The organism is Morganella sp. HSTU-ASny43, from assembly GCF_022819185.1.
Classification (GTDB): Bacteria; Pseudomonadota; Gammaproteobacteria; order Enterobacterales; family Enterobacteriaceae; genus Morganella; species Morganella morganii.
In genome coordinates this window covers 130,560-150,211 of the sequence record NZ_WSPG01000001.1, presented here as the reverse complement: position 1 = coordinate 150,211, position 19,652 = coordinate 130,560, and the positions used below count along the sequence as shown (strand labels likewise).

Sequence of the window (19,652 nt, the reverse complement as noted above, 5' to 3'; positions counted from 1 at the left end):
TCATTATACCGGTGATCAGACACCGCCGCTGTTGCCGGACAGTCAGATTTTATCGCCGGACAGGCAACTCAGCGGTAAGCCTCTGAGCCCGGCAGCGATTCACGGGTCAGCCCGAGGGAACGCATCATCTCCTCAACCTCTTCATCCAGACGGCTGAGATGCAGCACACGATCCACAATAATATCTTTCTTATCATTATTCAGCAGAACTACCGGCACCGCGCGGTAACTGTTGATCATCTCAATCGCTTCTGACAGCGGGATATTATTCAGCACCAGTGAGCCGGATAACCAGTCGATATCGGTGTACTGGCGCTGGAATACTTTTGCCCGGCCTTCCGGCAGAATCTCCAGCCGTTGTCCCGGCCCCACGGTTTCGGTTTTACCGTCAAAAAACGTGGTCACGGTTTCATCCAGCGGGCAGACGGAGACTTTATTATCCGCAATATCCACCACAAAGTTACCGTTGCCGGATTCCACCCGCACACCATTAGCGGTGACCAGGAACGGACGCTGTTCTTCACGGTTTTCGCTGACGGCAAAACGTGCCCGTCCGGACAGCAGTTTTACTGACCGGCTGCCGTTATCGTAAGCAACCACAGCACGGGATTCGGTATCCAGCTTCAGCTGGCTGCCGTCACGGAGAGAATACTGTTTAATCTCTCCGCGGTGAGTGTAATGTTCTTCAACGCCTTTTGCCTTCATCAGAATGGCGTTGTATACCCCGTAACCTGCCAGAATCGTCAGGAAAACAAGTAATATGATGAGCAAACGGCGTCGCCGTTGTCTGAAAAATAGGCGTTTCAACTGCAATCTCCTGCGGATTGTAAGCGCCGGAATCTGTTTTTCCGGCGTCACATATATCGTCGGGTAACCGACGGCTTCCGGTCACCCGTTGATAAGAAATTCCGATTAATCACTGCCGTTATTGTCACAAATCAACGGTATCAGGTTGTTATTATTGTTTATCCGCATAAACCGCGCATACAGTGATAAGTATCAGATAATTATCATTTACAATGAAAAATAAGTTCGCAGATATCCGGCGATATCCACAATAAAAACAAGGCCAAAAGTAAAATATCATCTTTTAATTCAGCTAATTAATTGATGATACGGTACCATTGGTGCAGCTGAGTATAATACACTTTACCGGATGTAAAGCCGTGCTTTTACGTTTTGTTACACTATCTGCCATCCGGAAACACTCTTTTGATGCGTACTCTTTTTCCGCCCGTTTTTTAACACTGATAAATTATAAAGTGAGTAATTCATTATAAATATTGAACAAGTTTATATAATTCAGCAAATCAATATACGCGTATAAATAACCGGCAAAAATGTCATTTGCCAGCGGATCATACTTAATGGCATTATATCCGCCATAATATAACGTTTTCTCTGACTCCGGAGGGCTGTCACATGCTGGATATTATCCATTACCCGCTGTTTTTACTGTCCGTTTTTATCTTTGCAGTAACGCCGGGGCCGGATATTGCCTATGTACTGGGACAAAGCCTGGCCAACGGCCGCAAAGCCGGTATTTTGTCCGCGCTGGGGGTGATGCTCGGCAGCAGTGTGCATGCTGTTGCCGGGGCTGTCGGGCTGGGGGCGATTATTGCCGCATCGCCGACACTGTTTACCGTGATTAAGTATCTCGGTGCGCTGTACCTTGCGTTCCTCGGCGCCAAAATGATCCTCGGCACACTCAGAAAGCGCGGGCAGACCGCTGATGATAATGAAGAAGTGGTGATTCAGAAGGCAGCCGCAAAATCGATTCTTATCCGGGGGTTTATCACCACACTGACCAATCCGAAAGTGCTGCTGTTTTTTATTGCCTTTTTCCCGCAGTTTATTGCGGCAGGCGGCAGTTATTATGCGGAATCTTTCCTGCTGCTCGGCGCAACCTATGCCCTGCTCGGGTTCTGCACTGATACCACGCTGGCACTGATTGCCGGGACACTGGCTGCACGGATCTCCGGCAGCCCGAAAGCGCATTACTGGATTGACCGCCTCGTCGGTACCACCTTTATCGCTCTCGGTCTGCGCCTGGCATCAGTGGCCCGCTGAGGGTTCAGCCTGCGATATTCACATCCAGGTGAGCCAGATAGCGGCAAATATCCGCATCAATATGCGGGTTTTTAACCACGTCAAAACAGGAAAATGTCGGCAGTGATGTCATCCCGGTAAACTGATTGGTTTTGTGGAGCGGGAAATACACACTGTCGATACCCCGCCCCTCAAAGAACTGCTTTTCATCCTCAAAGGCTTCCTGCGGTGCGTTCCAGGTCACGGATAACATGTATTTTTTACCGGTCAGCACACCGCCGGAGCCGTATTTTTTACTGCTGTCACGGCGGCTGCGCCCGTCATTAATATGAAAACGGTCATCAGACTGTGTAAATACCTCATCAATGTATTTTTTCACAATCCACGGCCCTTCCATCCACCAGGCCGGCATCTGGTAAATAATCACATCCGCCCACAGGTAATTCAGTACTTCCTGTTCATCGTCATAACCGTCATCAATACGGGTAACGCGGACATTCATGCCTTTTTCTGTCAGATGGCGGCGGGCGATATCGGTCATATGGTCGTTCAGTTTGCCGTCAGAGCCGCCGAATTCTTTTGAACCGTTAATAATAAAGATGTTTTTCATTGTGTTACTCACTCAGGAATGATGTCGTCAATCCTGTTATCCTAACCGGCCTGTCCCGCAAATACGTTAGCCTGTCCGCTCTGATGTTTGCCTGATCCTGTCATTTTGCCCGGAAATCACACACCGGTCAGAGAAGAACCCGCTTTTTATCCTGTCCGGGAGGTAACCCGAATAACCGCCGGTATTCACGGTTAAACTGAGAGGCACTTTCATACCCGACACGAAAAGCCGCTTCCGAGGCATCCGCCGATTCCACCAGCAGAAGGCGACGGGCTTCATTAAGTCTCAGCCATTTCTGATATTGCAGCGGGCTCATCCGGGTGACCCGGCGGAAATGGCGGTGAAAAGAGGATTCGCTCATCTGAGCCCGGCGGCAGAGTGTCTCCACCGACACCGGCTGATCAAAATGCGCTTTCAGGTAACTAAGTACGCCGCTTATCTGGCGGCACTGTTTATTATGTGCGGCCATCAGCTGGAGCCGTGCGCCCTGGCCGCTTTTCAGCAGGTAATAGAGAATTTCTTTATGGATAAGCGGAGCCATGACCGGGATATCGTCCGGTTTTTCCAGCAGCGCCACCAGGCGGCAGACCGCACTGAGCAACGCTTCTGTGACCGGACACACTGCCTGCGGTACAGCGGGTTCTGAAGTCAGCAGCTGAAAACCGCTTTCCTGCATCAGTACCGGAAGGTCGCTGAGGTTAAGACTGACCAGCAGAGCCAGAAACGGTGCCTGCTCTGATGCCTCACAGACCTGCGCAATCGCAGGGATATCCACGGATGTCAGCAATACATCCCCGGGGCGGTAACAATAGGTGTTATCTCCGAGTGTGATCCGTTTTGCGCCCTGAACCGCAAGTGCGATACCCGGCTCATAAGTCCAGGTTTGCGCCTGTGACGGAGCCGTCCACCGGCACAATGCGAGACCGGGAACGGTCGTATCCCACCCGCCGCTGCGCTCTGCGGTGTAAGTCTGTAACAACTGTTTCAGGCAGCGCAGGCGATCATCCGTTTCCATTATATTCTCAGCGACTGATTAACAGGGCTACAGCATAACGGAAAAGACCGTACCGTGCTGTATTTTGCATTACGGTACCGGTTATCAGACTCAGCAGCATATCGTGCAGAGAGAGACCGCCGGAGGGATATTTACTTTATCTTTTAAAAACAGAAATATACCTTTATATGCAGTAAATTATTTTTCCTGTCTTTCATAAGCAGAATTATTATTTTAATTTCATTCATTATTTTGTGATCTGCTGCTGTTTATTTTTATTGAATTTGCGCGGCAAAATAAAAATAATAATCCGCCCTGAGAGCTTATTCAGGACAAAACTCGGCCTGCGGTGAAATAATCACCGCGTTTGCATAATGTGGTTAACTATCATGAGCAATGTAATTGCGTTTACTGATGCGGACACCAATCCCTGTATGCAGTGCGGGGCGTGCTGTGCCTATTTCCGGGTCTCGTTTTATCACGGGGAAACGGACAGTACGGGCGGCGTGGTGCCGGCAGAGATGACAGAAAAAGTGAATGACTTTATGGCCTGTATGAAAGGCACTGATCAGAAATCCCCGCGCTGTATCAATCTTCAGGGGGAAGTCGGTCAGTGTGTAGCGTGCAGCGCTTACGCACAGCGCCCGTCGCCGTGCCGCGAGTTTGATCAGTCGTGGGTCAGCGGTGTACACAATGCCGCCTGTGACCGGGCAAGAGCCGCACACGGCCTGCCGCCGCTGGAGCCGCCGTCCCGCCACAATGATCACGCGGCCTGATCACCGCCGTTTTGCACTAACGCTTTTACCGCTGTTCAGGTAGGATAACCGCATTACTATCAGACTGAATAAGGACAGCCGTATGAGCGATTATGCACAGAGTGTTGCTGATGTGGAAAAAGCCATTGAGAGTAACAGTATCACTGAAATGAACGAAATGATGGTCAGCCTGGGTGACAGCAACCCGCTGCCGTATGAACAGCGTTATGAATTACAGCAGCGCCTCCGCCAGGCGATAATGGATCACGGAAAAATACATCACTAGTTAATTCTTATTCCGTACCGGCTTATTACCAGAATAATATACCGGTACGGAGTGTCATGTTTATTCCGTTAATGTCAGCTTTTGCAAAAGTCGCGTTCATTCCTGTACTAACCGCCTTTTAATCCGCTATGCTTTCCCTGTCAGCTATCTCATTCATTCATCTGATTATTGTTTATAACAAATCAATCTTATCTGCCTGTTAATTAAAAACTAAAATAAAACACCCTATTGCTTTGTTTTATATGACAGTTTTATGAACTTTTTAATTTTTTCACCGTCTGAAAAATTCCTTATTTATCTGTAGAGGAAAGAGAATAATCGGCATATGATATTGAATACATTTCACTGACGTGACTATTTACACGTGCGTTGTATCCGGGTTTGTAAGGAATGCTTATTATGGAAGTATCAAACTATTCACCGTTACTGAGCTATTACGCGTACATCAAAAAGTTTATTGCATCGCCGGCCACGATGGGAACAATTACCCCTTCATCACGCTGGCTGTGCCGTGCAATGGTCCGTCACGTCGACTGGAGCGGTGTGCAGCATTTTGCTGAGCTGGGTGCCGGTACCGGGGTAATTACCCGTCAGATTCTGGATCAGATGGATCCACTGGCTAAACTGGATGCCTATGAAATTGACCCCTATTTTGTCAGCCTGCTGAATAAATTTCAGGATGGCCGGCTGGGGATTTTTTCTGACTCAGCAGAGAAACTGAACCGCCCGTATAATGTGATTTTCTCCGGTCTGCCGTTCCTGTCAATTGACCGCCGCACCGGGCTGCGTATTCTGAAAGCGGTGCGTGACAATATCGAACTCAGCGACGGGCAGTTTATTCTGTTTCAGTACACCACCAAATTTGAGAAATATCTGCGCCGTTATTTCCATTTCCGCAAAGAGCGTGTATTGTTCAACGTTCCGCCAGCCTGGGTGTATATCTGCACCCCGAAGAGACGTTATACCAATAACTGATCACCCGCAGCGTGTCCCGGGATACCGGGACACCGGCCATTCTCAGTATCCTCTGTTTACGGATTTCTTTATGTTAATTATCACCCCCGCCAAACCGGATCATTTCCCGCGCCTGGTTGCCATCTGGGAATCATCTGTCCGCGCCACTCACGATTTTTTATGTGAGGCTGATATTGAAAAACTGCATCCGCTGCTGCTCAATACCTATCTGCCGAACCTGAATGTGGTGGTGGCGCAGGATGAAAACGGTGTGATCCTCGGTTTTCTCGGCACAGACGCGAACCGGATTGAGATGCTGTTTGTGGATGCGGCTATTCGCGGTAAAGGCACCGGTAAATTCCTGCTGAATTATGCTGTTGAGCAGTTACAGGCAGATGAGCTGGATGTGAATGAACAAAACCCGCAGGGTGTCGGTTTTTACCGCCATATGGGTTTTACACAGACAGGCCGTTCTGAACTGGATGGGGAGGGAAATCCGTTCCCGCTGCTGCACATGAAATACACCGGCAAAACAGCGGGATAATGTCTCAGCCGAAAACGCCGGTCGAGAGATAACGGTCGCCGCGATCGCAGATTACGGCGACAATCACCGCTCCCGGGTTCGCTTTTGCAATTCTCAGTGCACCGGCCACCGCGCCGCCGGAACTGACCCCGCAGAAAATGCCTTCCTGTTGTGCCAGCTGGCGCATCGTATCTTCTGCTTCCTGCTGTGTGATATCCAGAATATCATCCACCAGCTGCGGCTGAAAAATCCCCGGCAGATACCCCGGTGACCAGCGGCGGATCCCCGGAATCTGACTGTTTTCCGCCGGTTGCAGACCGGTGATATTGATCTGCGGTGCGACCTCTTTCAGATAACGCGCCACCCCGGTAATGGTGCCGGTAGTGCCCATAGCTGAGACAAAGTGCGTGATACGCCCGTCCGTCTGCTGCCAGATTTCCGGGCCGGTTGTCCGGTAATGGGCCAGCGGGTTATCGGGATTATTAAACTGATCAAGCACATAACCTTCCCCGTCCGCTGCCATCTGCTGCGCCAGGTCCCGTGCCCCTTCCATGCCCTGTGCCCGGCTGACCAGCACCAGCTCCGCGCCGTAAGCTTTCATAGCGGCCTGGCGTTCGGCACTCATATTTTCCGGCATCAGCAACTTTAATTTATAACCGCGAATCGCTGCGATCATCGCCAGCGCAATACCGGTGTTACCGCTGGTGGCTTCAATCAGCGTATCCCCGGGACGGATCTCCCCGCGCTGTTCGGCACCTTCAATCATACTTTTCGCCGCACGATCTTTTACCGAACCGCCGGGGTTATTGCCTTCCGGTTTGACCCAGATTTCTGCGCCACTGACTTCACCCAGCCGTGCAAGCCGGAAAAGCGGGGTATTACCGATCCCATTACTGATAGATGCCACGTTGTTCTGCCTCCTGAGCCATAAACGGAAACCATACCGCCGCCGCAAGGCAGTATGCAACCGGAATTATTTTCATCTTTATGCGCACTGTGCCTGCGGCAGCAGCGCCAGTTCATCTTCGCCGCGAAACAGCCGCAGTTCCCTGATTGTCAGCCAGACAGAATCACCGGCGGCGGCACGGGTGTCCGGCGGTAATATTACCGTCACTTCATCTTCAGCCGCTTCCGTGGTTACCACCGCAGTGCGGTAATGCCCGTGTGAACGGATGGTCACAATCCGGGCAGCAACCGCATCGGCTGAAAAAGTGTGCTGCAATGTCAGCGACCAGGGGCGCACAAATACCGATACCGGCCCGAAACCGGCGGTCAGTGCGGCAACCGGCTGGCGCACACCGCCAATCCGCACCCCGCCATCCGTACCGATATCACCACGGAAAATGTTTATCTGACCGAGGAATTCTGTTACAAAGCGGTTGCTGTCATCATTGCCGAGGCTTTCAGGTACCGCGACCTGCTCGATATGTCCGCCACGCATCACCACGATGCGGTCAGCCACCTCCAGCGCCTCTTCCTGATCGTGTGTCACGAACACAGCAGTAAATCCCAGCGACTGATGCAGCTGACGCAGCCAGCGGCGCAGTTCGGTTCTCACCCCTGCATCCAGGGCACCGAACGGCTCATCCAGCAGCAGAATACGCGGCTCTGCCGCCAGCGCTCTCGCCAGTGCCACCCGCTGTTGTTGTCCGCCGGAAAGCTGTGCCGGATAGCGATCCGCCAGGTGCGGCATCTGAATCTTTTCCAGCAGTGACATCACTTTAGCGCGGATTTCTTTTTTTGATGGCCGTGTTTTACGCGGCAATACCGTCAGCCCGAATGCTATGTTGTCAAACACCGTCATATGCCGGAACAGTGCATAGTGCTGGAAGACAAACCCGGCCCGGCGCTCGCCTGCCGCCAGCCCGGAAACCTCTTCTCCGCTGATATACAATTCTCCGGCGCTATGAGGGGTCAGCCCGGCAATAATCCGCAGCAGTGTGGTTTTCCCGGAGCCGGAAGGCCCCAGCAGCGCCACCATTTCGCCGTCCGCCACCGACAGCGAGATATCCTGCAATACCGGCTCCGCACCGAAATGGTGTGTCAGATGACGGATTTCAATGCTCATATTTCCTCCGGGATCCCTGATATGCCATCACGCCGTGGCGGATACACAGGGTCACAACAGCCATCAGCGCCAGCAGACCGGATGCGGTAAATGCCGCCACGGTCTGATAATCCTGATGCAATAATTCCACCTGTAACGGTAAAGTGAAGGTTTCTCCCCGAATTGCGCCGGAGACCACTGACACAGCACCAAACTCCCCGATAGCCCGGGCGTTGGTCAGGATCACACCGTAAAACAGCGGCCAGCGGATATTCGGCAGTGTCACCCGCCACCAGATCTGCCATGCACGGGCCCCCAGCAGCACGGCGGCCTCTTCTTCCTGTGCACCCTGACTGAGCATTACCGGCACCAGTTCCCGCACCACATAAGGACAGGTTACGAAAATCGTCACCAGCACAATTCCCGGCAACGCAAACATGATTTGGGTATTCAGCGAGTTTTCGAGAAAGCCACCCAGCCAGCTGTTTGAGCCGTACAGCAGCAGATACAACAGCCCGGCAATCACCGGCGATACTGCAAACGGCAGATCCGCCAGTGTCAGCAGTAACTGGCGGCCGGGAAAATGAAACCGTGTTACCAGCCACGCCAGCAGTGTGCCGAAAATCAGATTCACCGGCACGGTGATCAGCGCTACGATCACTGTCAGCCAGATAGCATGCAACATATCCGCCTCCGCCAGTGCGCGGATCACACCGCCGATACCATCAGACAGCGCGGTCACAAAAATCCACACCAGCGGAATAACCAGGATGAAAAATGTCAGCAGCAGCCCGGCAGAAATCAGCAGCCACTTCTGCCAAGGGAAACGCCGGCGGCGTAGTGTATCAGCCATGAGACCTCCCGGTACGCAATCCGGCGCGGCTCTGAATAATATTGACCGCCAGCAATAACACCAGCGAAGTCATCAGCACCACCGAGGCAATCGCCGCAGCCGCCGGGTATTCAAACTCCTGGAGGCGGACAAAAATCAGGAATGACACCACTTCCGTCTGCCACGCCAGGTTACCGGCGATAAAAATCACCGCACCGAACTCACCAAGGCTGCGGGTAAAGGACAAAACGGTTCCCGCCAGCGCTGCCGGGGCGATTTCCGGCCAGATCACACGGCAGAATATCTGAAAACGCGAAGCACCCAGCGTTTCTGCCGCTTCCTCATACTCCGGTTTCAGAGTTTCCAGCACCGGTTGTACCGTGCGGACCACAAACGGGATACTGGTAAACATCATCGCGACCGCAATACCAATCCAGGTATTCACCACGGTGATATTAAACGAATCAAAAAAACGGCCGTACCAGCCGTTCGGGGCAAAGAGAGTGGCGAGTGTCAGCCCCGCAACCGCCGTGGGCAGCGCAAAGGGCAAATCCATCAGGCCGTCGAGAATACGGCAGCCGGGAAAGCGGTAGCGGGTCAGGATCCAGGCCATCAGCACACCAAACACTGCATTAAACAGACTGGCAGCAAGCGCGGCGAGCAGTGTGACTTTATAAGCGGCGACCACCTGCGGGCCGGTGATCACCTGCCAGTACTGCGCCCAGCTCATCTGCGCCAGCTGTAATACCAGTGCAGTGAGGGGCAGCAGCAGGATCAGTCCGCTGTAGAGCAGCGTAAACCCGAGGGACAGGCCAAATCCCGGCAACACCCGTCTTGCCATATCAGCGTCCCTGAGCCATCAGGGTGTCAAATTCACCGCCTGAATTGAACCGGCTTGTCATTACTTCAGACCATGAACCGAACTGATCTTCCACTTTAAATAAGGTCACCGGCGGGAAATGGCCTTTATTGGCGGCCATCACATCCGGATCAGTCACCCGGTAATTAAACTGCGCCATTTTTGCCTGCGCCGCCGGGCTGTACAGGAAAGTCAGATAGGCATCAGCAACAGCCTGTGTGCCGTTCTTTTCCGTGTTTTTATCCACCCGCGCCACCGGGAATTCTGCCAGGATATTGGACGCCGGGACGATAACATCATAATCATCCGCGCCATATTCATTGCGGATATTATTCACTTCTGATTCAAAACTGATCAGCACATCGCCCAGCCCGCGATCAATAAATGACGTCGTGGCTCCCCGACCGCCGGTATCAAATACCGCGACATTGCTGAGGAATTTTTTCATTTGTTCCTGTGTTTTAGCACTGTTTTTACCGTTTTTCTGCTGCCAGAAACCTTCCGCAGCCAGATAGGTGTAACGACCGTTACCGGAAGTTTTCGGGTTCGGAAAAACGATTTTCACATCATCACGCAGCAGGGAATCCCAGTCTTTGATCTGCTTCGGATTGCCTTTGCGCACGAGGAAAGCCATGGTGGAATAATACGGAGAACTGTTATTCGGCAGACGCGCCTGCCAGTCCGCTGCCAGCAGATTACCTTTATCATGCAGAACCTGCACATCGGTCACCTGGTTATAAGTGACCACATCCGCCCGCAGTCCCTGTAATATCGCCAGCGCCTGTTTTGAGGACCCCCCGTGAGACTGGCGGATAGTCAGCGGATCGTCCGGATGTTCCGCGTTCCACTGTTTTTCAAACAGCGGGTTGATTTCCGTGAACAGCTCACGGGCAATATCATAGGAGCTGTTCAGTAACTGAGCAGCACCGGCAGCGCCGCTCCATACAGCAGAAAGGAGCAGCAGACCGGCAGGTAATACAGCGTTGACAGACAGTTTCACGGCGGAGAACCTCATTATGATGATGCGTTTCAGGTAACTCCGGCCAGTGTGCATATATCCGTAAAGTGACACAAGCCATTTACTTATATCATTATGGAATTATATATAGTGATTATTTACTTCACGATATTATGCATCGATATGTTTCTTCTCTTCCTGTGTTGTGTATACACGAAGGATAGAGGTTGCCTTCAGGGGAAGGTACAGAGGAATAAGGATAAAAACAGACACAAAAATGTGCATCACTGCGGGAAAAGTATGACGGTGATAACGGGCAAAGGAAACGAAAAGCATGCGCGCTACGGATGGCGCGCCTGAGCTTACAGGGATGTATTCACAGCGACTTTTCGTTTTTGCCCGTTATCAGCCGGTTCCGGGCTTAAAGTGACACCCTCTTACAGCGCACTCAGTTGTTCCAGCGACGGCGCATAATAATAAGCCCCGGTTTTCGGTTTACTGAACCGCAGCAGATCATCAAATTTACCGTCGGTTTCACCGAACATACTCAGCAATTGCTGCTCAATATTGTGCAGACGACCGCAGTACGCGATAAAGAACAGGCCGTGCTCACCGCTGGCAGTGCCGTACGGCAGGCTCTGGCGCAGAATGGAAAGCTCTTCGCCCTCTTCCTCAATCACCACGCGGGAAACATGAGAGGTTACATTGCGCACATTTTCATCCAGCTCTGTGCTGTCTGCTTTGGTGCGGCCAATCATTTTTTCCTGCTGCTCTTCAGAAAAACGGGTCCATTTATTCAGGCTGTGTGCCCAGCGCTGAGTCAGGATATAACTGCCGCCCGCATCTTCCCCTTCTGCGATCAGTGCCACGTCCGGGCGCTCATCCCCTTCCGGGTTTTCGGTGCCGTCGATAAAACCGCTCAGGTCACGCTCTTCCGTCCAGCGGAAGCCGTGGGTTTCGCCCTGAATCTCAACCGCATCCGCAAATGCCGCCACCGCTGCCTGTGCCAACGAGAAGTTGATATCATGACGCTGAGAATGAATGTGGATCAGTAAATCATATTGTGTGGCCGGCGCCAGGCCGCGCCCCAGTTCACGGAAGTTTTTCAGCTCCGGTGCACTGCTCTGACTGCCCAGCTGACGCCACAGGTCATGACCGAATGCCACCGTGGCACTCAGTTGATCAGCCGCAAACTGTGTCTGTAACTTTTTCAGAGCTGCCAGGAAAACCTGACAACCACGCCGGATCGCCGGTAAATCACCTTTGGTGTTTGCTTCAATAAAAATACCGAAACGGCAGTGTTCCGGCAGAATACCGCTTTGTGCTTGTGACATATTGCTCCCTTTGCATCGTCAGTCTGATCAGGAAATGGCCTTATCATAAATCACTGACGCGGAATTACTTTGTTATTCCGCAAGTTCATTTATTTTTACGGATTATTTATTGGCCCAGACGATATAACTGACTGTCCAGTTTTTCAGAATATCATCTGACGGCATCAGTGTTTCAGGGCCGTTCCAGGTTCCGCGGAAAACATAGGAAACACGCGGGGTTTGCGGTGAACGGCAGATAACCTGTGCGCTGTCATCAAATTCAGTGGTCAGGGTACAGGCACCGGCAACGGCCTGCGGATAGATGTCCGAAAAGAGGGTTCCTGTTTTGATGTCCCATTCCGTGCGGATATCCGCATCATTGGCAACAATGCGCTGCACAGTGCCATTTTCCGGCCCGGACAGACGGATAACCGTTTTATCATCTTTCCGGCCTTCAAAAATTTTAACGATCTGCCCCTGCTCGGTCTGCATACCACCGCGCAGTGTGTATTTATCGTCCAGTCCCTGACTGATCGCCGTTTCGGTCATGGCCGTCTGATTATTCACACCACCGACGCCCTGTGCCGTTACCGTCAGCCCACTGCTGCTGAACCAGCTTACCGGCGATAATGATGACCATGAAAACGAACTGCACCCGTTCAGCATCAGTACGGCACCGGCCGCGGCGGCCAGCTTCATTGCCTGATAACACTTCATTCATTGCTCCTTTGCATTCGGTTCAGATATCAGACTCCGGAATTGACAAAACATTCATTCTGAATTATTACATCAAATAATTTTAACGAAATAGGTATGTTTACCAATTCAGTAACGTAACATTTCCGATAAGATATCTCCTGGTATATAACCGACATTTTTCATTTACCGGCGTCGTAAGCTATGGCTGAAATGACATTCACATCATCGACTTTTTACCTGTTTTCAGCGGTTGTTCTGACAGGTACATTCTGGTTTCAGCCTGCTGCGGCTCTGCCGTCATTTTCTGCCTATGAGTATCATCAGAGCACAGTAAAATGTGAAACACCACAGCGCTTTATCATCAAACAACTGCCCTATCTGCAGGATAACAGCCGGGTGATTCTGGAAGGTAATATTCAGTCTCAGATTTCAGCGGAGCACTATCTGCTGGGGGATTACAGCGGTATCGTCGAGGTAAAAATTCCGGCGGAATTATGGGGGAAAAAGATTATCACCCCTAATGATACCATCCGCATTGAAGGCGGAATGGAAAAAGACCGCCATGCGATTGTGGTAACCGCCGATACACTCAGTGTGGTCAACCCCGGCAGTTAATATTCCGGGTCGGTGATCAGCCGTTTGCTGTAGGTCAGGCTGTCCTGCTGACACTCGTCGTAGGCCAGCTTGTCAAACATGCTCAGCGTGGCGGTATTATCATCCGGAATCGACAGCAGCAACTGCGGACATCCCCGCGCCAGCAGTTTTTTTTCCAGCCTCGCCACCATAGCATTGGCAATCCCCCGTCCCTGAAATTCCGGATGTACTGCCAGATAATAGGCATAGCCCCGGTATCCGTCATAACCGCCCAGCAGTGTGCCCACCACTTCGCCGTTGACTTCCGCCACCAGGAACAGGGCCGGATCATGTGCCATTTTCCGCTCAATCACGGTTTCCGGGTCATCCGGGGGGGTGACCAGATCACAACGCTCCCAGAGCGCAACAACCTCTTCAAAATCACCTTGCTGAAATGTGCGAATGTCCATACCGTTACCTGTCTGCCGGTTGTCTGCCCGTGTCCGTGACGGAACGGGTGTGATATCTTATAAAAACAAAATGATATACTAAAGTTTATCAGCAGCTCAATGGTCGTGATGTAATGAATATCCCTGATAGTGACAGTGTTAAAGATTTTTTTCTCAGATTACAGGATTCCCTCTGCGGACAACTCGCCACCTGTGACGCCGGTGCTGAGTTTACCGAAGATAAGTGGCAGCGGGAGTCCGGCGGCGGCGGACGCAGCCGGGTACTGAAATCCGGTGCACTGTTTGAACAGGCCGGTGTTAATTTTTCACATGTCAGCGGGGAAAGCCTGCCGCCGTCTGCCACGGCACACCGCCCGGAACTCGCCGGGTGCCACTATCAGGCCACGGGGGTTTCGCTGGTGCTTCATCCGCATAATCCGTATGTCCCGGCCGCACACGCCAACGTACGCTTTTTTATTGCCGAAAAAGCCGGCTGTGACCCGGTCTGGTGGTTCGGCGGCGGTTTTGACCTGACTCCTTTCTATCCTTTCACAGAAGATGCCGTACACTGGCACAGTGTCGCCCGGGATATCTGCACGCCGCTGGGCGAAGATGCCTGGCCGCGTTATAAAAAATGGTGCGACGACTATTTTTATCTGAAACACCGCAGCGAAGCGCGCGGTATCGGCGGCCTGTTCTTTGATGATCTGAATAAACCCGGTTTTGAGGAATGCTTTACCTTCACACAGGCTGTCGGCAACGGCTTTACCCGGGCTTATCTGCCGATCGCGGAAAAACGCCGTTCCATCCCTTATGGTGAGCGCGAGCGCCAGTTTCAGCTCTACCGGCGCGGCCGTTATGTGGAGTTTAATCTGGTGTGGGATCGCGGCACATTCTTCGGTTTACAAAGCGGCGGGCGGACCGAGTCCATCCTGATGTCAATGCCGCCGCTGGTGCGCTGGGAATATGACTACCAGCCGCAGCCCGGTTCTCCGGAAGCCGCACTGAGTGATTTTCTTATTCCCCGTGACTGGGTCTGACAACCCTTCACAGTGTGCTGACTGAAAAGCAGGCTGATAGTCTGCTGCGGTAAATATTTTTCTCCGTAAAGATGGTCATTCCAACCACAGGAGAACCGCCTATGTCAGCACATGCCCCGCGCTATTCATTTTTACCGCCCTGGATCCTGAAAAAACGCCTGCTTCATGAAGGGGATCACGAAGAGACACAGTTATGTTATCAGCATATGCAGCGGTTGCTCGGTTACCGACGCCTGCCGGAAACAGAAATGATGCCTCTCAGTTATGCTGCTCTGCCGGAATCCGGATGTACTTCGCAGGCACACCGCCGGGTGATGCATCTGAAAAACCTGACCACCGTTCCGGACCTGTATTACCGCGAAGACCGGAAAGCAGAAAACCCACAGCCACATATGCCTGTGCGGCAGGATACAGATACCGATAATATGTTTGAGTATCTTGATATCATTTACGGTTTTTTTGATGATATCTTTGATTACAAATCCTTTAATGACAACAATGCCACTATCTCCGCCATGACACATTACGGACGCGGCTACTGCAATGCCTTCTGGAACGGCGCACATCTGGTGTTTGGTGCCGGGGATGCCGGAATGAGCGTCACTCCCCTGTTTCTGAGTTTTGCCCAGCTGGATATCGCCACACACGAATTTTCCCACGCTGTGATTGATCACCTTTCCCCGCTGACTTACAGCCATCAGTCCGGTGCTCTGAATGAATCGGTCTGTGATGTGTTTACCGTCATGCTGGGTCATTACCACCGCCGTCACGCCAGCCATCAGGGGGACTGGCATATCGGCAGAACATTGTTTAATAAACAAAGCGGAATTAAAGCACTGCGCTCCCTTTCGTCACCGGGAAATGCCTATAATCACCCGGTGATCGGCAAAGATAAACAGGTAGCACATATGAGAGATTATATTGAGCTGCCGGATGACCCGGAGAATGATAACGGCGGCGTTCATTGTTACTCCGGCATCCCGAACCATGCATTTTACCACTTCGCCTCCGCCCTCGGCGGGTACAGCTGGGAAGTGGCCGGACAGATCTGGTTCGACACGCTGCGCAGAGGCAACCTGCCGCCGGAATGTAATTTCCTCACCTTCGCCCGCGAAACCCTGACTATCGCTGATGAGAACTATGATGAGGAAGTGACTGCTGTGCTGATGAACGCATGGAAAGCCGTCGGGCTGGAGCCGTAAAATGCCGGAAAATAAAAAACCCGCATTAAAAAATGCGGGTTTTCCTGATTAACGGCCTTTTTTGATATGAGACATCAGGCGTTTACGTTTCCGCAGCTGGGTCGCTGTCAGCACGTTTTTCTTATCCGCAAACGGGTTTTCACCCTCTTTAAACTGGATGCGGATAGGCGTTCCCATCACTTTCAGTGACTGACGGAAATAGTTCATCAGGTAACGTTTATAGCCATCCGGTAAATCCGAAACCTGGTTACCGTGGATAACAATAATCGGCGGGTTATAACCCCCTGCATGCGCATATTTCAGTTTGACACGGCGGCCGCGAACCAGCGGCGGCTGGTGATCTTCCGCTGCCATTTTCATGATGCGGGTCACCAGTGCGGTACTGACACGGCGGGTCGCGCAGTCATACGCTTCCTGCACCGAGTCAAACAGGTTACCGACACCGCTGCCGTGCAGCGCGGAGATAAAGTGAATACGGGCGAAATCGACGAAGCCGAGACGCAGTTCCAGCATATCTTTGACGTGCTCACGATCGTCTGCGGTCATGCCATCCCATTTGTTGATGGCGATAACCAGAGAACGGCCGGCATTGAGGATAAAGCCCAGCAGTGACAGATCCTGGTCTGAAATCCCTTCACGGGCATCAATCACCAGCAGCACCACGTTCGCATCCTCAATCGCCTGCAGTGTTTTGATAACGGAGAATTTTTCAACCGTTTCAGTCACTTTACCGCGTTTACGCACACCGGCAGTATCGATAATAATATACTCACGTCCGTCGCGTTCCATCGGGATATAGATACTGTCACGGGTGGTACCCGGCATATCGTAAACCACTACACGCTCTTCACCGAGGATACGGTTGGTCAGCGTGGATTTCCCGACATTCGGACGCCCGACAATCGCCATTTTAATCGGCTGATCAATCGGGTTGAAATCATCTTCCTCTTCGCTGTCTTCCGTTTCTGCTGCCTGTGCCAGGGCTTCCTGCTCTGCCCAGTAAGCGGCGTTAGCCTCTTCTTCGGTTAACTCGCGATCATCATCCTCACTTTCCGGCTCGCCGTAGAACGGCACCAGTGCGCGGGTGATCAACTGACTGACACCACGTCCGTGCGAGGCGGCAATAGGCACCACTTCACCCAGACCCAGGCTGTAGAATTCACCCAGCGCCTGATCCTGATCGATACCGTCGATTTTGTTCGCCACCACAAAGGTGGTTTTGTTATCACGGCTGCGCAGATGTTTGGCAATACCGCTGTCCGCCGGCATCAGGCCGGAACGGGCATCCACCATAAACAGCACGATATCGGCTTCTTCAATCGCCAGCAGCGATTGTGCGGCCATGTGGGTTTCAACGCCCTCTTCCGTGCCATCAATACCGCCGGTATCGATAATAATAAATTCCTGTCCCTCAACCTCTGCACGACCGTACTTACGATCCCGCGTCAGGCCGGGGAAATCAGCAACCAACGCATCGCGCGTACGCGTTAAGCGGTTGAATAATGTGGACTTCCCGACATTGGGACGCCCGACCAGAGCAACGACAGGTATCATGCTTTTACTGCCTCATAACACTGAAAAAATCCCCTGCACCATACAGGAGATTAAAGACGAAACGGCCCCTGTCATTCAGGAGCCGTCAATGAAACCACTCCGCAGTCAGTTACCCTGCCGGAGTGATGCCGGAAACAGCGGTTTACTGTCAGCGGCGGAGCAGGTACAGGCGTCCGTCACGGGCCTGCACCATCAGTTTATCACCGGCAATCGACGGACGGCTGAGAATACCGGAACTGTTCAGTTTATTCTGCGCCACGAACTGTCCGTTGGAGGTATCCAGCCAGTGGAGATAACCTTCACCGTCACCCACGACCAGATAGCCGTTAAAGATTTCCGGTGCGGAGAGATTACGGTGCAGTAATTTATCCTGTGACCACATGGTGACGCCATCCGCTGCGCGCAGACCATAGACGTTATCATCCTGGTCAACAACATAGAGGGATTCGCCATCCAGCACCAGTTCGTTGACTGAACCGAAATCGCGTTTCCACAGAATCTGACCGCTGCGCATATCCATCGCCACCAGATTGCCGTTATACGCGATAGCGTAAACACGACCGTCAGCAACAACCGGGGTCATATCCACGTCATTCAGACGGCTGATTTCGGTGGTACCGGTTGTCTGGGAAATACGCTGCTGCCAGATAATCTGACCCTGGCCGAGCATAACCGCACTGACACGACCGTTGTCACCACCGACAAATGCCGCACCCATGGCCACAGCCGGGGCTGATTCACCACGGACAGACAGGCTTGGGGTATCCAGGTTCAGGCTCCAGCGCTGTTCGCCGGACGCGGTATCAAATGCCTGTAACAGGCCGTTACCGGTATGCACCAGCACCAGGCCGTCACTGACTTCCGGACGGGACAATACTTCACCACCGGCGTTGGCTGTCCATGCGATTTCACCGTCGTTCGCGTTCAGGGCGATCAGCGTACCGCGCTCTGTACCCACATAAACGTGTTCACCGGAAACGGTCAGACCGCCGGATAACATCGCCGGGATATCCGCGGATAAGAAACCGGTTTTTTCCGCCAGATTCACTGACCAGATTTCAACACCGGAATCGGTATCCAGGGCTTTGACCAGGCCATTGCGGTCAGCCGCATAGACACTGGATCCTTCCCATGCCGGGGAAAGATGAGAGTAGTATTTACCGACACCGTCACCGACGGATTTATCCCACACGGTTTCCGGGGTGAACTGACTTGTCACTTCCGGCAGTGGTGACATCACGATAGTATCCTGTTCACTTGAACAGCCGGCCAGCAGCACAGAGGCGACTAATCCTACCAGCAGTGTTTTACGCAGTTGCATTATCGAGAGTCCCCTCACCCGGCTAAGTTATCGAGTTTGAATGTCATAACGGATTTGATAGTCCCGGCACCTTCACTCTGAATACCGGTGGTGTAGGCTTCCTGCGCGCCTTTCACATCCCCTTTCTGTAACAGGGCGTCACCGCGGATATCCTGTGCGTAAGCCGCCCAGCCTTTCCCTTTCACTGCCGCAACGGTCGCCAGCGCGGCATCCGGTTTTTTCTGACCCAGCTGTACACGGGCCAGACGTGCATTAATCAGATCTTTTAAATCTTCATTATCGGTTTTTGTCAGCGCCTGGCTCAGGGCATTTTCTGCCGCCGGGAGGTCGTTGCTGTCAACCGCTTTCATCGCCAGATCAAGACCGGCGATAGCACCGTAGTTGTTATTGGCTTCTTTCGCAAAAGCCTGCAGACGGGCGGTCTGCTCCGCCGGAGTGCCTTTTGCTGTGATCGCCGTTTCATAGGCAATCGCCGCATCCTGTAATTTGCTGACCTGGTGAGACTGATAGTAGTTCCAGCCGGCAATACCGCCGATACCGATGATCAAACCTGCCGCGATTGCTTTGCCGTTTTCGACAAAGAAATTCTTCAGCGCTGATACCTGTTCATTTTCTGTGGTATAGACTTCCACACG

The 19,652-nt window shown here is 52.3% G+C and carries 22 protein-coding genes; 8 read left to right on the top strand and 14 right to left on the bottom strand.

Annotated elements, in window-relative coordinates; all coding sequences use genetic code 11:
• Nucleotides 1–68: 68 nt before the first annotated feature.
• Nucleotides 69–770: a FecR domain-containing protein gene (locus tag GN208_RS00710; RefSeq protein ID WP_004236891.1), complete on the bottom strand. Its 702-nt coding sequence runs from the start codon at nt 768–770 to the stop codon at nt 69–71.
• 651 nt (nt 771–1,421) lie between these two features.
• Here GN208_RS00710 and GN208_RS00705 point away from each other — a divergent pair.
• Nucleotides 1,422–2,069 (top strand): LysE family translocator, encoded by a 648-nt coding sequence (locus GN208_RS00705; protein WP_004236892.1) that lies wholly within the window; start codon nt 1,422–1,424, stop codon nt 2,067–2,069.
• A 4-nt stretch (nt 2,070–2,073) separates the two neighbouring features.
• On the opposite strand, the gene GN208_RS00700 is transcribed toward GN208_RS00705, so the two are convergent.
• A complete protein-coding gene (locus GN208_RS00700) occupies nt 2,074–2,658 on the bottom strand; it encodes an NAD(P)H-dependent oxidoreductase (protein ID WP_004236893.1) in 585 nt (194 codons plus the stop codon).
• Between the two features lie 127 nt (nt 2,659–2,785).
• A complete protein-coding gene (locus GN208_RS00695) occupies nt 2,786–3,673 on the bottom strand; it encodes an AraC family transcriptional regulator (RefSeq protein ID WP_004236895.1) in 888 nt (295 codons plus the stop codon).
• Nucleotides 3,674–4,041: 368 nt separating this feature from the next.
• Here GN208_RS00695 and GN208_RS00690 point away from each other — a divergent pair, with 368 nt between their 5' ends.
• The 4 genes from GN208_RS00690 to GN208_RS00675 all read left to right on the top strand — a co-directional run bounded on the left by GN208_RS00690 (nt 4,042) and on the right by GN208_RS00675 (nt 6,191).
• Nucleotides 4,042–4,428, top strand: coding sequence for a YkgJ family cysteine cluster protein (locus tag GN208_RS00690; protein ID WP_004236896.1), 387 nt, complete (start codon nt 4,042–4,044; stop codon nt 4,426–4,428).
• 82 nt (nt 4,429–4,510) lie between these two features.
• Nucleotides 4,511–4,693, top strand: a complete 183-nt coding sequence (locus tag GN208_RS00685) for a DUF2526 family protein (RefSeq protein ID WP_004236897.1) — start codon at nt 4,511–4,513, stop codon at nt 4,691–4,693.
• A gap of 399 nt (nt 4,694–5,092) precedes the next feature.
• Entirely contained in the window at nt 5,093–5,668 is a 576-nt protein-coding gene (locus tag GN208_RS00680) for a hypothetical protein (protein ID WP_004236898.1), read from the top strand.
• Nucleotides 5,669–5,738: 70 nt separating this feature from the next.
• Nucleotides 5,739–6,191 carry an acetyltransferase gene (locus GN208_RS00675; RefSeq protein ID WP_004236899.1) on the top strand — a complete coding sequence of 151 codons (453 nt, stop codon included), beginning with the start codon at nt 5,739–5,741 and terminating at the stop codon, nt 6,189–6,191.
• Nucleotides 6,192–6,195: 4 nt separating this feature from the next.
• Here GN208_RS00675 and cysM read toward each other — a convergent pair whose 3' ends face one another.
• From cysM to GN208_RS00640, 7 genes are all read right to left on the bottom strand, one after another.
• Complete coding sequence (gene cysM / locus GN208_RS00670) at nt 6,196–7,077, bottom strand: cysteine synthase CysM (RefSeq protein WP_015422616.1); 882 nt, start codon at nt 7,075–7,077, stop codon at nt 6,196–6,198.
• A gap of 78 nt (nt 7,078–7,155) precedes the next feature.
• Nucleotides 7,156–8,238, bottom strand: a complete 1,083-nt coding sequence (locus GN208_RS00665; protein WP_004236901.1) for an ATP-binding cassette domain-containing protein — start codon at nt 8,236–8,238, stop codon at nt 7,156–7,158.
• A complete protein-coding gene (gene cysW / locus GN208_RS00660) occupies nt 8,228–9,070 on the bottom strand; it encodes a sulfate/thiosulfate ABC transporter permease CysW (RefSeq protein ID WP_004236902.1) in 843 nt (280 codons plus the stop codon). The genes GN208_RS00665 and cysW overlap by 11 nt, the downstream gene beginning before the upstream one ends.
• A complete protein-coding gene (cysT, locus tag GN208_RS00655) occupies nt 9,063–9,890 on the bottom strand; it encodes a sulfate/thiosulfate ABC transporter permease CysT (RefSeq protein ID WP_004236904.1) in 828 nt (275 codons plus the stop codon). Before cysT ends, cysW begins: the two co-directional genes overlap by 8 nt.
• A gap of 1 nt (nt 9,891) precedes the next feature.
• Entirely contained in the window at nt 9,892–10,923 is a 1,032-nt protein-coding gene (cysP, locus tag GN208_RS00650; RefSeq protein WP_036418526.1) for a thiosulfate ABC transporter substrate-binding protein CysP, read from the bottom strand.
• A gap of 380 nt (nt 10,924–11,303) precedes the next feature.
• Nucleotides 11,304–12,200 (bottom strand): Dyp-type peroxidase, encoded by an 897-nt coding sequence (locus GN208_RS00645; RefSeq protein ID WP_004236906.1) that lies wholly within the window; start codon nt 12,198–12,200, stop codon nt 11,304–11,306.
• 102 nt (nt 12,201–12,302) lie between these two features.
• Complete coding sequence (locus GN208_RS00640; protein WP_004236907.1) at nt 12,303–12,896, bottom strand: RpoE-regulated lipoprotein; 594 nt, start codon at nt 12,894–12,896, stop codon at nt 12,303–12,305.
• Between the two features lie 183 nt (nt 12,897–13,079).
• Between GN208_RS00640 and GN208_RS00635 the strand changes: the two genes are divergently transcribed.
• A complete protein-coding gene (locus GN208_RS00635; RefSeq protein WP_004236908.1) occupies nt 13,080–13,493 on the top strand; it encodes a NirD/YgiW/YdeI family stress tolerance protein in 414 nt (137 codons plus the stop codon).
• Here the strand turns inward: GN208_RS00635 and GN208_RS00630 are convergent.
• Entirely contained in the window at nt 13,490–13,921 is a 432-nt protein-coding gene (locus tag GN208_RS00630) for a GNAT family acetyltransferase (protein WP_004236909.1), read from the bottom strand. The two genes, GN208_RS00635 and GN208_RS00630, sit on opposite strands and share 4 nt — an antisense overlap.
• A gap of 113 nt (nt 13,922–14,034) precedes the next feature.
• On the opposite strand from GN208_RS00630, the gene hemF reads away from it, so the two are divergent.
• On the top strand, nt 14,035–14,940 hold the full coding sequence (hemF, locus tag GN208_RS00625) for an oxygen-dependent coproporphyrinogen oxidase (protein WP_004236910.1): 906 nt from the start codon (nt 14,035–14,037) through the stop codon (nt 14,938–14,940).
• A 101-nt stretch (nt 14,941–15,041) separates the two neighbouring features.
• Complete coding sequence (locus tag GN208_RS00620; protein WP_004236911.1) at nt 15,042–16,142, top strand: M4 family metallopeptidase; 1,101 nt, start codon at nt 15,042–15,044, stop codon at nt 16,140–16,142.
• Between the two features lie 48 nt (nt 16,143–16,190).
• Here GN208_RS00620 and der read toward each other — a convergent pair whose 3' ends face one another.
• From der to GN208_RS00605, 3 genes are all read right to left on the bottom strand, one after another.
• Nucleotides 16,191–17,696 carry a ribosome biogenesis GTPase Der gene (der, locus tag GN208_RS00615; RefSeq protein ID WP_015422614.1) on the bottom strand — a complete coding sequence of 502 codons (1,506 nt, stop codon included), beginning with the start codon at nt 17,694–17,696 and terminating at the stop codon, nt 16,191–16,193.
• 148 nt (nt 17,697–17,844) lie between these two features.
• Nucleotides 17,845–19,017 carry an outer membrane protein assembly factor BamB gene (bamB, locus tag GN208_RS00610; protein ID WP_004236914.1) on the bottom strand — a complete coding sequence of 391 codons (1,173 nt, stop codon included), beginning with the start codon at nt 19,015–19,017 and terminating at the stop codon, nt 17,845–17,847.
• 14 nt (nt 19,018–19,031) lie between these two features.
• Entirely contained in the window at nt 19,032–19,649 is a 618-nt protein-coding gene (locus GN208_RS00605) for a tetratricopeptide repeat protein (RefSeq protein WP_004241983.1), read from the bottom strand.
• Nucleotides 19,650–19,652: the final 3 nt, after the last annotated feature.